We start from the raw sequence: 13,488 nt of genomic DNA on the forward strand, positions 1-13,488 counted from the left end.
ATGTCTTCGAGAAACGTCACCGCCAGGGGAGGCGCCTGCCCGGCCGGGCAGGTGGATCGGACCCTGGCCGGCCGCTTCGAAGACCAGTCCGGCCATCATGCGGCGGCGGATCATGACGTGGCCCGCACCGAAGAAATCAGTGTGGGCGTCATCCTGGGCTTTCCGGATGAGATAGCCGACGAACTGCAGCGCTGGCGGGCGTCCTTTGGAGATCCCCTGGCCGGAGTGGTGCCTGCACACATTACGCTGGTCACCACCACTCCCACCCAGGACTGGGAAGCCACCCGCCGGCACGTCCGCGAGGTGGCCCGCTGCCAGAGCCCCTTCATGGTCACCATTGCCGGAACCGGTACATTCCGGCCGGTTTCGCCGGTGGTCTTCATCAACGTGGAGGACGGCTTCGATCACTGCGTGGACCTGCACCGCAGGCTTCAGCAGGGTCCCCTCCACCGCGAACTGCCCTTTGCGTATCATCCCCACGTCACCATCGCCCACGATGTCGCCCCGGAAAGCCTGGACGAAGCCGAAACGGTGCTGAAGAACTACAGGGCCACCTTCCCCGTGGTTAGCATGGGACTCTATGAGCATGATGCCGATGGCATCTGGCAGCTACGGGAAGAGCTGGACTTTGGGACCGAAACTGACAACCACGGCGGCACCGGCTTCACGGACGCTGCCAAGGACCCCTCAACCGACGCAGGATAACCAGCAGCCGCTGCCCACCGAGCACGCCCGGCTGAAGCTGGCGGTCATCGAAAAGCGGATGGAATGGAACCGGGCGCGCAGGTCCGGAGGAAAGTTCGCAGCGCTGATGGCCCTGGCGCAGTGGCTCACCGCGCGCCTGAACGTCCTGCGGCCCATGCGGGCATTCCGGCACTACAGCCTCCACTACGGCCCGCTGATGAGCGCCGGCATCGGCTTCAACATGTTCTTCTCCATCACCGGCCTGCTGGCCACCGGGTTCTCCATTGCCGGCCTGGTACTGCGCGGCCAGCCCGCCCTGCTGGACACCATCATCAGCAGTGTGGCCAGAAGCGCCCCCGGCCTGTTGAAAATCAACGGCAGCCAGGGCCTGGTGGATCCCAAGGACCTGCTGGACCCCAACGGGCTGGGCTGGACCGCGGTGATCAGTGCCGTGGTCACCGTGGTCACGTCCCTCGGCTGGATCAACGGACTCCGGGACGGCCTGAGGGGCGTCCTTCAGCTGCCTCCGCTCGTGGTCAATCCCATCCTGATGAAGCTGCGCGACGCCGGCACACTCCTGCTGCTGGGCATGGCCCTGGTCATCAGCGCGGGTGCCTCGCTGGTGTTCGGCACGGCGGCCGGTTGGGTGGCGGGATTCCTTCACCTCAGCGACACCCTGGCCGGGCCACTCACGACATCCGTCAAGATCGTTGTACCACTGGTGCTGAACTGGGTCACGGCCCTGATCATGTTCCGGCTGGCTGCCGGGCTGAAGCTGTCACGCCAGGCGCTGCTCGAAGGTACCGTGCTGGCCGCCGTGGGCACCACCATCCTGCAGATCTTCAGCACGGAGCTGCTGGGCGGAGCCAGCCGTAATCCCATCCTGGCGCCGTTTGCCATCATTATCGGCCTGCTCATTTGGTTCAACCTGGTCAGCCAGGTCTACCTCGTCTCGGCGGGATGGTCGGCTGTCCGCGAGGCCGACCTGGAGTCGGGCGGAGCTCCGCGGAAGACCATCCTCGGCGCCCGGCGGGCGACGCCCCAGACCTGACCCGCACACGTGATCTGCAGATATGACCTGCAGGCGTGGGTGATGCCAGCCGGGCCAAGGTCCGCTATCTAGGGTGCCGGCACCAGCCCTTCCCAGGCCACCGTCCAACCGGCAGGAAAACCGGGGGCGTGCCGGTCCGGGCCGTTGTCCCAGCCCGCTGCCATCAGGGCGACGGCGGCAAGCAGGCCGCCGTTGCCAGGCAGGTACAGCGGAAGCGAGCCTGTCTGGCGGTTGTGTCCGTTGGGCAGCACGGTATTTTTTCCTGCCTCCTGAAGGAGCGCCCTGACTGCAGCTTCGGGGTCGCCCAGGCGGGCGGCCGTCATGGCCATGACAGGGTAGTCCCAGCCCCAGGTACTGTTCCAGTCCCAGTCAGCGAGGACATCGTGAAGGGTGGCTTTCATGATGCCTTCGTCGATAAGGTCCGTCCGCGGAAGGACGCCGAGCGCGCAAAGCATGGAGGGGTGGTCCGTCCTGATGGTGAACGGTTCCACGTCCATGCCTGCGTATACGCCGTTGAGTACGCGCGGGGGCACCAGGCCGTCGGCCACCGTGTGCCAGGATTTTACGGGTTCCAGGCCCAGCCGCTCCCGCCAGGCACCGGCCGTTCGGAGGCCCCACTGCCAGTACGCAAGTTCAAAGGTGGGGTTGGTGACCGTTCCACGCAGGGAACCATAGCTTTCCTGCGCAGGGATGAGGGGCGGCCCCAGCTCAAAACCGCGCGATGTGGAGTGGGCGAAGCTGGCCATGAAGTCAGCGGATTCAAAGACGATGTCCGCGAACTCCTCCAGCACCTCCCGGCTGGGACGGGCCCGGTACACCAGTTCCGCCAAGTGGATGGGATGCGGCTGCTGCCAGATCAGGAACGTCCCGATCGGGCTGGGGCTCTCCCTGCCGTCCGGACCTACCTGCTTTGGCCAGCGGACGCCGTCGAACCCTTGTGCCAGGGCCGTCTTCCGCGAGCTCTCCAGTACGGTGGCATACCAGCGCAGGGACGGCAGGAGGAGCTCCACGCGGTTCCAGTGCGCAAAGTGGGCGGCGTGCCACCAGTGCATCTCCAGATGGAAGCGGCCGCGCCAGGAATTGCACACCAGCCCGGTCTCCTGGGGCGGCAGCGACCCGGAGCAGTTGACCGCAGTGAGGTACTGCGACAGCACAATGCGCCGTTCCAGCTCCCTGGCCCGGGGATCTGCGGTTGCAGCCAGTTCCACGGCACCGCCGGATGCCCAGAAGCCGGGCCAGTGCGACGCTGATGCGGCGGCGACGCTGCTGCCGGGCGACGGCCGGTCCCTGGGCGAATGCCCGGCGGCGGGACGGACTTGGGCGCCGGCACCCGCCTCGCCTGGCACCCGGGAAGGGCCGGCACGGCCCCGCGGAATACAGTCGCCGTCTCCAGCGGTTATGAACGCGATGGATAGGTCCAGGATGCCTGGGTCCGCGTCCTGGGCGGCACGTATCGTCACCTGGTGCGTCCCCGTCTGTTCCACGTCCAGGCCCTGCCCCGAAACCACCACTTGGTACCGGGAGTTGTCCAGCTCACGGTCCACGGTCCAGCTGCTGGCCCCGGGGCGAAGGTGTGAGGAGTGGGCTTGGCCAAGACGGGTTGTGTGGGCACCGGGCTGGTCCCAGCCGGCTGCGTCGTGCCAGGCCTCTGACCCGTAGGGGAAGTCGATACTGATCAGCAGCCCGGCCCGGACGGCAGCCGACTCGACGCGTACTCCCAGTTCGTCCCGGTCTGGATGGCATGCGGTGGTCACCGTGGCAGGGTAACCGGCTACGGTGAAGGTGCTGGTAACGACGCCCGTCCACAGATCGAGCGTTTGCCCGGTGCCGGAAAGTTCCTTGCTGTTGATGGTGCGGCTGGTGCCGTCCTGCTCGAGCACGAAACCGATCCGGCCAAGGTCCAGCCGGTGCGGGTTGGCCCGCAACCATGTTTCCGCGGCGGAGGTACCCGTTTCGCGGTCATTCACGATGTCTCCCACCATGTCCACGTAGGGAACCGGTCCATGGGGCGAATCGTAAAGGACGGTGGAGGATGCCAGCCTGTAATTTTCGCCGCCAGGCATGGAGTGCCAGCCCCACGTGGACTGCGTCCCCAGCAGGGTTCCTGGCGGCAGGGCTTCGCGCGCGTCCACCGGATACTCCGACGGCAGGGTTTGGAGGCCGGTGAGATCCACAGTGAAAGCGAATTCGCCGTTGCCCACGGACAGGGGACTGCGCGGATCCAGTCGCTGCTGGTGGATATTGTGGCGCCGCACCAGGGCTTCCCTGTCAATGCTTCGCCGGGCCTCCGACGATCCGTTCCCGGCCCCGCTGGGGTCTGCGGTATTGCTGTGGCGGTGCAAAGTGCACGCCCTCCTGACCGGTGTTGTGTGGCTGTGGCTGAGGTTTCAAGGTGCCCAGGCCTCGTTCCCTAGCGGCGGGCAGCCGCCTGGAGGAGGCGAGAAATCGGTTTCCCGCTGTCCATCCTTGAACGCTTTCAGGGCGGTGTCAAGGCACTCGACCGGCCATGGTGCGTCCGGAAAGATTTCGATGGCAGGCCGGAACGGATCAGGACGCGCGGAACCTATTGACGCGCGAGGAATGCTATTGATACGTTTCACGAAACCGTTTTCTCGCCCTTTCCGACTGAGGAAGAAGCCTGCCCAATGACCCGTCACGGGATGTCACACATTCGTCAATCCATCGTCATCCTGTCAGCAGCAGCCATGCTGGCGATGACCGCGGGCTGTTCAAGCCCCTCCGGGGACAAGGCCGCGGACGGGCCGGTGGAGATCCGCTTTTCCTGGTGGGGCAACGCGGGCCGCGCTGACTTGACCAACAAGGCGATCGCGGAGTTCGAGGCAGCCAACCCCAGCATCAAGGTGAAGCCGGAATACGGGGACATCAGCGGCTATTTCGACAAACTGGCCACGCAGGTGGCGGCAAATGATGCTCCAGACGTCATCACCATGGGCGGTGCGTACCCGGCTGAATATGCCAACCGCGGCGCCCTGCTGGACCTGTCAAAGGTCAACGGCTCGTTGGACCTGTCGAAGATGGACCAGGGAGCGTTGGAAAACGGCCAGGTCAAAGGCAAGCAGTACGGGGTTTCCACCGGCGCCAACGCACTCTCGATCGTGGTGAACCCGGCTGTCTTCCAGGCCGCGGGCGTGGCACTTCCCGATGACAGCAAGTGGACCTGGGACGATTTCGCCGGGATTTCGGCGGACGTGACGGCCAAGAGCCCCAAGGGCACCTATGGGACTGCAACGGTCCTCACCCATGATTCCCTGGACGCGTTCGCCCGCCAGCGGGGCGAATCCCTTTACACGCAGGACGGACAGTTGGGGCTGGGCCAGCAAACGGTGCAGGACTACTTCGACTACTCGCTGAAGCTCAGTGAATCCGGTGCTGCTCCGAGTGCGTCGGAAACGGTGGAAAAGCTCAACGCCAGCACCGAGCAGACCCTGATGGGCATGGGTAAAGCCGGAATGATGCTCACGTGGAGCAACTCACTTTCTGCCCTCAGTAAGGCCTCGGGCGCCGAGCTGAAGCTGCTCAAGCTCCCCGGTGAAGCGCCCACCCCCGGGATCTGGCTCCAGTCCTCGCAGTTCTACACCATCTCCGCGCGCAGCAAGCACACAGATGCCGCCGCCAAGCTGGTCAGCTTCCTGGTAAACAGCGAGTCTGCCGCCAAGATCATCCAAAGCGACCGCGGCGTCCCCAGCAACCCTGAAATGCGTACAGCCATCAAGGATCTGCTCACCCCCCAGGGCAAGGTGGAAGCCGCGTACATCGACCAGATCGGCAAGATGGACTTCGCCCCAACGTTCATTGGCCCCACAGGATCAACCGCCGTCTCCGAAATCACCGCCCGCATCAACACCGACGTCCTGTTCAAGCGGCTCACACCGGAGAAGGCGGCCGAACAGTGGATCACTGAGAGCAAGGCCGCCATCGGCAAGTAGGCGATCGGGCACCGCCGGGGTCCGGGCCGCCGGCGTCAGGCGGGGGTTGCGTCCAGGTACTGGTCGGCCCAGGCGGCGATAATCCGCGCTGCACGGGCTGCCTGCCCCTTGCCGGTCAGAAGGTGGTCGCTTCCCTCGAGGGAGACGAAGTTCCGGGGGTGCCGGGCGGTCTGGAAGATGGTGCTCGCATTCTCAATCCCCACGGTGTTGTCGGTAGGGGAGTGGAGCACCATCAGGGGCTTGTGCAGCTGCCGGATGCAGTCCGTCAGGTCTGCGTTCTCCAGGTCTTCCACGAAATGCCGGCGGATCTCCACCCGCTTGCCGCCCAGGTCCACCTCTGCGCTGCCCTCACTCAGGATCCGGTCCAGTGCGGCATCGAACACGTGGGCCACGTGCTTGGGGGAGAAGGGCGCGCCCACAGTGGCAATGGCGTCGAGTTCGGGAATCTCCCTCGCGGCCGCAAGGACCGCCGCGCCACCGAATGAATGACCCACCAGCAGCGAAATTTCCCTGCCTTCGCTGCGCATGAACTCCGCAGCCTTCACCGTGTCGGCCACCTTGTGGCTGAACGAACCCGCAGACCATTCCCCGGCGGAGCCACCCAGGCCAAGGTTGTCGAAGCGCAGCATGCCAATGCCACAGTCCGCAAGCGCCTTGCACATCCGTGCCGCGGACGGGCTGTCCTTGCCCAGGGTGAACCCGTGCGAAAACACTCCCCAGCCCTTGACGGGCACTTCCGGGATGTCGATGATGCCGGACAGTATTTCGCCGGTGGAACCGGCGAAGGACACTTTTTCTGAACGGGACAAGGGAGACCCTTTCGTTTGGTACGAACGGCTGTGGGCCCACGCCCGCAGGGTTCCCTGGCCGAGCTTGCGAGGTCAGGGGGCGGGTGGGGAGAAACGACGACGGCGCCGCCACCACTTGTGGTGGGCGACGCCGTCGGCCGTTATATCTGTGGTGGAGGTGCTAGATCCTGCGGGCCAGGATGGCCTGCTTGACCTCCGCAATTGCCTGCGTGACCTGGATGCCGCGGGGGCATGCCTCGGAGCAGTTGAAGGTGGTGCGGCAGCGCCACACGCCTTCCTTGTCGTTGAGGATCTCCAGCCGCATGTCGCCGGCATCATCACGGGAATCGAAGATGAAGCGGTGTGCGTTCACGATCGCCGCCGGGCCGAAGTACTGGCCATCGGTCCAGAACACCGGGCAGGAGGACGTGCACGCAGCGCAGAGAATGCACTTGGTGGTGTCGTCGAAGCGCTCACGGTCCTCGGCTGACTGCAGGCGCTCCTTGGTGGGCTCGTGGCCCTTGTTGATGAGGAACGGCATGACCTCGCGGTAGGACTGGAAGAAGGGCTCCATGTCCACGATGAGGTCCTTCTCCACCGGCAGGCCCTTGATGGGTTCCACCGTGATGGGCTTGGACGTGTCCAGGTCCTTCAGCAGGGTCTTGCAGGCCAGGCGGTTGCGGCCGTTGATGCGCATGGCGTCGGAGCCGCAGACGCCGTGGGCGCAGGAGCGGCGGAAGGACAGGCTGCCGTCCATCTCCCACTTCACCTTGTGCAGGGCGTCCAGGACACGGTCCGTGCCGTACATGGTCAGGTGGAAATCGTCCCAGGTTGCTTCCCCGGAGACCTCCGGGTTGTAGCGGCGCACCCGCAGGTGGACGTCGAACGTGGGGATTTCCCCGCCCCCGCCAACGCCGGCAGGAAGCTCAACCTTTGAAGCGGGCTCAGCGATTTCAGCGGTCATCTTAGTACTTCCTCACCATCGGCTCGTAGCGGGTAAAGACAACCGGCTTGGTGGCCAGCCGGATGCCGGCGATTGATTCCGCCGATCCGTCGGCCGGCGCATGGTCATCCTTGTACGCCATGGAGTGCTTCATGAATTTCTCGTCGTCACGCTCGGGGAAGTCCTCGCGGAAGTGTCCGCCGCGGGATTCCTCACGGTGCAGGGCGGCCACGGTCATGACCTTGGCCAGTTCCAGCAGGAAGCCGAGCTCAACGGCCTCGAGCAGGTCCAGGTTGAAGCGCTTGCCTTTGTCCTGGACGTTGATGCGCTTGTACCGCTCCTCGAAGGAGGCGATGTCGCGCAGCACCTGGTTCAGGGTGTCCGCGGTACGGAACACCTGCATGTTGGCGTCCATCGTGTCCTGCAGTTCCTTGCGGATCTGGGCCACCTTCTCGTCCCCGGTACCATTGCGGGCAATGTCCAGCAGTTCGGTCGTGTAGGCCAGCGGGTTTTCCGGCAGCTCCACGTACTGTGCGGTCTTTGAGTACTCCGCGGCGGCGATTCCGGCGCGCTTGCCGAACACGTTGATGTCCAGCAGCGAGTTGGTGCCCAGGCGGTTGGAGCCGTGGACGGACACGCAGGCCACCTCACCCGCGGCATACAGCCCGGGGATGACCGTGTCGTTGTCCTGCAGGACCTCAGTCTGGATGTTCGTGGGGATGCCGCCCATGGCGTAGTGCGCGGTGGGGAACACCGGGACCGGCTCGGTGTACGGTTCCACGCCCAGGTAGGTGCGGGCGAACTCGGTGATGTCCGGAAGCTTTGCGTCGATGTGCGCCGGCTCCAGGTGGGTCAGGTCAAGGAGGACGTAATCCTTGTTCGGGCCGCAGCCGCGGCCTTCGCGCACCTCGTTGGCCATGGAACGGGCCACGATGTCACGCGGCGCCAGGTCCTTGATGGTCGGGGCGTAGCGCTCCATGAAGCGCTCACCCTCGGAGTTGCGGAGGATCGCACCTTCACCACGGGCTGCTTCGGACAGCAGGATGCCCAGGCCGGCAAGGCCTGTCGGGTGGAACTGGAAGAACTCCATGTCTTCCAGCGGGATGCCGCGGCGGAAGGCGATGCCCATGCCGTCACCGGTCAGGGTGTGGGCGTTGGACGTGGTCTTGAAGACCTTGCCGGCGCCGCCAGAGGCGAACACCACGGACTTGGCCTGGAAGACGTGCAGTTCACCGGAGGCGAGGTCGTAGGAGACCACGCCGGCCACGCGCTTCTGCTTGTACGGGGTGCCGTCTTCGCGGACAGCGTCCTCTTCCACCGTCAGCAGGTCCAGGACGTAGTACTCGTTGTAGAACTCAACGTTGTGCTTGACACAGTTTTGGTACAGGGTCTGCAGGATCATGTGTCCGGTACGGTCAGCGGCGTAGCATGCCCGGCGGACTGGCGCCTTGCCGTGATCGCGGGTGTGGCCGCCGAAGCGTCGCTGGTCGATCCTGCCCTCCGGGGTGCGGTTGAAGGGCAGGCCCATCTTTTCCAGGTCCAGCACGGCGTCGATGGCTTCCTTGGCCATGACCTCGGCGGCATCCTGGTCAACCAGGTAGTCACCGCCCTTGACGGTATCGAACGTGTGCCATTCCCAGTTGTCTTCCTCGACGTTGGCAAGGGCTGCACACATGCCGCCCTGTGCCGCACCCGTGTGCGAGCGGGTGGGGTAGAGCTTGGTCAGTACTGCTGTGCGCGCGCGCTGACCGGACTCGATCGCGGCGCGCATGCCAGCGCCACCGGCACCGACGATGACGACGTCGTACTTATGGACCTGCATACCAGACGCTCTTTCTCTCAAAATTCGCAATAAAACAACGGGGCGGCTTTGCCTGCTCCGCAAAACAGGGCCCGCGGATAAGCCCGCGGGCCCGGGGTGGTGCCAGTGCTAGGCAGGGCAGAAACCGCCCGGAAGGGCAACGCCGTTCACTACGGGGCACGGGTTGAAGGTGAAGATGACCAGGGTGCCCAGGAGGATGATGACCACTGCGGCCGCGTAGAGAACAGTCTTGAGCCAGCGGCGGGTGGACGTCCTCTCGGCGTAGTCGTTGATGATGGTCCGCACGCCGTTGGTGCCGTGCAGCATGGCCAGCCAGAGCATGGCCAGGTCCCAGAACTGCCAGAACGGATCCGCCCACTTGCCGGCCACGAAGCCGAAGTCAATGGCGTGGATGCCTTCGCCGACCATGAGGTTCACGAACAGGTGGCCGAAGATGAGGACCACCAGCACCACGCCGGAGAGGCGCATGAACAGCCAGGCGATCATCTCGAAGTTGCCCTTGGAACCGCCGCTGCGGCGGTACTGGGGGGCGATCCGCCCGCTGCGGGGGCTCTCGATGGTTGCAGTCATGGCTTAGTGACCTCCGAGGGCGAGGGACAGGTGGCGGATGGAGAAGGCAACCATGGTGACGACCCAGAGGGCCAGCACTGCCCACAGCATCTGCCGCTGGTACTTGGCGCCCTTCTTCCAGAAGTCGACGGCGATGATCCGCAGGCCGTTGAAGGCGTGGAAAACGATGGCGGCAACAAGGCCGGTCTCACCCAGCGCCATCAGGGGATTCTTGTAGGCGCCGATCACGGCGGTGTAGGCCTCCGGTGACACACGCACCAAGGAGGTGTCCAGGACGTGGACCAACAAGAAGAAAAAGATCACTACACCGGTAATACGGTGTCCTACCCAGGACCACATGCCTTCACGGCCGCGGTACAAGGTGCCAGCTGGTTTTGTCGGCACTGATAAACCTCCCTGCAACACAGCGGCGCTGGCATGAGATCCATGCGGGGGGAACGCCTGCTGCGAGAGCACTCGTAGCTCAGGCCTAAATCTAGGCTTCGCTAACAGCTTATTCAATTTAGGTGTTTGTTGGTGCCCAGTGCTGGAGCGGATTTTCCGGCGAAATGAGACAAACACCACATCCCCGCGGTCCCCCGGTCCTTGAAGCGGTCCAAAACGCAGGCCGATGCATCGCGAAAGGAGCCGCCCGTGGCCCTTCAGCTAAAGTAGCCGTGATGAGTACAGACAAAGTGACAAGCCCGGCTTCACCCATTGACCGCTTCATTGCGGTGATTCCGGCAGGCGGAGTGGGGACCCGTCTCTGGCCACTGTCACGAGCAGCAGCTCCCAAGTTCCTTCACGATCTCACGGGATCGGGCAGCACGTTGCTGCGTGCCACCTACGACCGGCTGCACCCCCTCGCGGGCGACCGGATGCTGGTGGTGACCGGCCAGGCGCACCGTGAAGCCGTGTGCCGCCAGCTTCCCGAGGTCCGTGACTCCGATCTTGTGCTGGAATCGGAACCCAAGGACTCCGGTGCGGCGATCGGCCTGGCGGCCGCGATCCTGCATGAACGTGATCCCGATACCATCATGGGTTCCTTCGCCGCCGACCAGGTGATCAGTCCGGACGACCTGTTCCAGCAGGCAGTCCGGGAAGCCATTCATACGGCTGCCACGGGCAAGATCGTGACCATCGGCATCAAGCCCACCCACCCGTCCACCGGTTTCGGTTACATCCGTTCCGGCAGGGCGCTGAATATCGAAGGGGCTCCCAGCGCCCACGACGTTGTGGAGTTCGTTGAGAAGCCTGACGAAGTGGTGGCCCAGCAGTATGTGGACAGTGGCGACTATGTGTGGAACGCCGGTATGTTCGTGGCGCCTGTGGCGCTGATGCTCAAGCACCTTGAGGCCAACCAGCCGGAACTGTTCCAGGGCCTCCAGGAAATCGCGCGCGCCTGGGACACTCCCCAGCGTGACGAGGTCACCGCCCGTGTCTGGCCCACCCTCCCCAAGATCGCCATCGATTACGCGGTGGCCGAGCCCGCCGCCGAAGCCGGGGACGTCGCCGTCGTGCCCGGTTCCTTCCGCTGGGACGACGTAGGCGACTTCGCTTCGGTGGGCCGCCTCAACAGCGCCAAGGAAGTGGACGATGTCACCGTGCTGGGTGAAGGCGCCCGCGTGTTCACCGAGAACTCAAGCGGCGTTGTTGTCACCGACACCAAGCGTGTCATCGCCCTGATCGGCATCCAGGACGTCGTCATCGTGGATACGCCGGACGCCCTGCTGGTGACCACCATGGCCAATTCGCAGCGCGTGAAAGCTGCCGTTGATGCCCTCAAGGCAAGTGGGGACACGGACGTCCTCTGACCGGTACCCTTCCGGCGCCGCCCGTGTGCCGGTTGGGCCGGGATGTAACGCGGCGTCAGTGAATGGGCGCTAAAGCCGCCACCCTCGCTAGAGTGAAACAGTGCGCAATTACACTACTGAAGCCGAGCCCACCGCCCTGGTGGCGCCGTGGCTCGAGCCGCTCCTGCCGGAACTGATCGAATTCCGCCGGGACCTGCATGCGCACCCGGAGTTGTCCTTCAAGGAGTTCCGCACCACCGACAAGCTCGCTGAACGGCTCGAAGCTGCCGGCCTGAGCCCCCGCCGCCTCGACGGCACCGGGCTGACGGTGGACGTGGGCGAAGGCCCCATCGCCACAGCCCTGCGCGGCGATATCGATGCCTTGCCCATCATCGAGGAGACGGGGCTGCCGTTCGCTTCGAAGAACCATGGCGTTACCCACGCCTGCGGCCATGATGTGCACACCGCCACCATGCTGGGCATTGCCCTGGTCCTGCACCGGATGCACGAGGAAACTCCCCTTGGTGCCACCGTCCGCATCATCTTCCAGCCCGCGGAGGAGACCATGCCCGGCGGCGCGCATTCCTGCATTGAACAGGGTGTCCTGGACGGTGTCCCCCGGATTCTGGCGCTGCACTGCGACCCGCGGATCGAAGTGGGCAAGGTGGGTACCCGGATCGGTGCCATCACCTCGGCGTCGGACACCATCCGGATTGAACTCTCCGGCCGTGGTGGCCACACGTCCCGCCCGCACCTCACCGAGGACCTGGTGTTCGCGCTGGCGCAGATCGCAGTCAACGTACCGGCCGTGCTGTCGCGCCGGGTAGACGTCCGGAGCGGCGTGTCGGTGGTGTGGGGCCAAATCGCGGCAGGTTCGGCACCCAATGCCATCCCCGGCTCCGGATACATGGCAGGCACCATGCGCTGCCTGGACCGGGATGCCTGGCATGCCGCCGGCGAACTGCTCGACGAGGTGGTGCACCAGGTGGCCGCGCCCTACGGTGTGGACGTCCACCTTGAGCACACCAGGGGAGTGCCCCCTGTGGTGAACTCCGAGCATGAGACAGCCATCATCGAGGCGGCGGCCCGCGCCGAAATCGGTGAAAGCGCCGTGGTGCTGACTCCGCAGTCCATGGGCGGCGAGGACTTCGCCTGGTTCCTGGCCGAACTCCCTGGAGCGATGATGAGGCTGGGCACCAAGACTCCCGGCGGCGAAGACTACGATCTCCACCGGGGTGACTACATCCTGGACGAGCGCTCCCTGGGCCTGGGCATCCGGGTGCTCACCGCAGCAGCCCTGCGCACTATCCGGGACCTGGAGCAGACACCCCTTTCCTGACCCGCAACTCCAAGCCCACCGCCGGGGAGGGGTCACGGCAGCCACAGAGCGGGTACTCATGATAGGTAAGTTGTGCACAACTTAGTTGTGTGTTATTGTTAGTTCATGAGCGAAGCCCCCCGCCTGGACCGACAAGTATGTTTTGCGCTCTATTCGGCGTCCCGGGCAGCTACGGCCGTCTACCGGCCCGTTCTTGACGAACTGGGCCTCACCTACCCGCAGTACCTGGTGATGCTGGTGCTGTGGGAAAGCGAACCCCGGGGCGTCAAGGAACTCGGCGGGGAACTTGGCCTCGACTCAGGCACCCTGTCACCCCTCCTCAAGCGCCTGGAAGCACTCGGGCTCGTGGAGCGCCGGCGGTCCGGCGAGGATGAACGCCGCGTGGCGGTCCACCTGACCCCCGCCGGGCGAAGCCTGAGCGGGCCGGCCAGTGCGATTCCGCAACGGCTGGCCGACGCTGCAGGGCTCTCCCTGGACGAACTTGAGCAGCTGCGGACCACCCTGGGCAAGCTCACGGCCGCGCTGCACGAATCGCTGTAAACGCCTAATCCGGCACCATCACATCTACAGGA

The 13,488-nt window shown here is 64.9% G+C and carries 12 protein-coding genes; 6 read left to right on the top strand and 6 right to left on the bottom strand.

The features are described 5' to 3' along the window. Positions 1-705 carry a 2'-5' RNA ligase family protein gene (locus J7I84_RS03265; RefSeq protein WP_214940574.1) on the top strand — a complete coding sequence of 235 codons (705 nt, stop codon included), beginning with the start codon at positions 1-3 and terminating at the stop codon, positions 703-705. A gap of 58 nt (positions 706-763) precedes the next feature. Further along, the gene (locus tag J7I84_RS03270) at positions 764-1,735 is read left to right on the top strand and encodes a YihY/virulence factor BrkB family protein (RefSeq protein WP_214940576.1); all 972 of its coding nucleotides are present in this window, start codon (positions 764-766) and stop codon (positions 1,733-1,735) included. A 68-nt stretch (positions 1,736-1,803) separates the two neighbouring features. Here J7I84_RS03270 and J7I84_RS03275 read toward each other — a convergent pair whose 3' ends face one another. After that, on the bottom strand, positions 1,804-3,990 hold the full coding sequence (locus J7I84_RS03275) for a hypothetical protein (protein WP_311381056.1): 2,187 nt from the start codon (positions 3,988-3,990) through the stop codon (positions 1,804-1,806). Between the two features lie 405 nt (positions 3,991-4,395). On the opposite strand from J7I84_RS03275, the gene J7I84_RS03280 reads away from it, so the two are divergent. After that, positions 4,396-5,682 carry an ABC transporter substrate-binding protein gene (locus tag J7I84_RS03280; RefSeq protein ID WP_396020023.1) on the top strand — a complete coding sequence of 429 codons (1,287 nt, stop codon included), beginning with the start codon at positions 4,396-4,398 and terminating at the stop codon, positions 5,680-5,682. A gap of 35 nt (positions 5,683-5,717) precedes the next feature. On the opposite strand, the gene J7I84_RS03285 is transcribed toward J7I84_RS03280, so the two are convergent. The 5 genes from J7I84_RS03285 to sdhC all read right to left on the bottom strand — a co-directional run bounded on the left by J7I84_RS03285 (position 5,718) and on the right by sdhC (position 10,189). After that, a complete protein-coding gene (locus J7I84_RS03285; RefSeq protein ID WP_214940580.1) occupies positions 5,718-6,491 on the bottom strand; it encodes a carboxylesterase in 774 nt (257 codons plus the stop codon). A 160-nt stretch (positions 6,492-6,651) separates the two neighbouring features. Then, positions 6,652-7,434, bottom strand: a complete 783-nt coding sequence (locus tag J7I84_RS03290; RefSeq protein WP_214940581.1) for a succinate dehydrogenase iron-sulfur subunit — start codon at positions 7,432-7,434, stop codon at positions 6,652-6,654. A 1-nt stretch (position 7,435) separates the two neighbouring features. Then, on the bottom strand, positions 7,436-9,235 hold the full coding sequence (gene sdhA / locus J7I84_RS03295) for a succinate dehydrogenase flavoprotein subunit (RefSeq protein WP_214940584.1): 1,800 nt from the start codon (positions 9,233-9,235) through the stop codon (positions 7,436-7,438). Between the two features lie 108 nt (positions 9,236-9,343). Beyond that, positions 9,344-9,805 (bottom strand): succinate dehydrogenase hydrophobic membrane anchor subunit, encoded by a 462-nt coding sequence (locus tag J7I84_RS03300; protein ID WP_214940587.1) that lies wholly within the window; start codon positions 9,803-9,805, stop codon positions 9,344-9,346. Between the two features lie 3 nt (positions 9,806-9,808). Then, positions 9,809-10,189, bottom strand: coding sequence for a succinate dehydrogenase, cytochrome b556 subunit (gene sdhC, locus J7I84_RS03305; protein ID WP_081620212.1), 381 nt, complete (start codon positions 10,187-10,189; stop codon positions 9,809-9,811). Positions 10,190-10,464: 275 nt separating this feature from the next. On the opposite strand from sdhC, the gene J7I84_RS03310 reads away from it, so the two are divergent. From J7I84_RS03310 to J7I84_RS03320, 3 genes are all read left to right on the top strand, one after another. Further along, positions 10,465-11,598 (top strand): mannose-1-phosphate guanylyltransferase, encoded by a 1,134-nt coding sequence (locus J7I84_RS03310; protein WP_214940590.1) that lies wholly within the window; start codon positions 10,465-10,467, stop codon positions 11,596-11,598. A gap of 100 nt (positions 11,599-11,698) precedes the next feature. Continuing rightward, on the top strand, positions 11,699-12,916 hold the full coding sequence (locus J7I84_RS03315; protein WP_214940593.1) for an amidohydrolase: 1,218 nt from the start codon (positions 11,699-11,701) through the stop codon (positions 12,914-12,916). A gap of 105 nt (positions 12,917-13,021) precedes the next feature. After that, positions 13,022-13,456 (top strand): MarR family winged helix-turn-helix transcriptional regulator, encoded by a 435-nt coding sequence (locus J7I84_RS03320; protein WP_214940596.1) that lies wholly within the window; start codon positions 13,022-13,024, stop codon positions 13,454-13,456. Positions 13,457-13,488: the final 32 nt, after the last annotated feature.

The organism is Arthrobacter sp. ISL-85, assembly GCF_018613675.1.
Classification (GTDB): domain Bacteria; phylum Actinomycetota; class Actinomycetes; order Actinomycetales; family Micrococcaceae; genus Arthrobacter.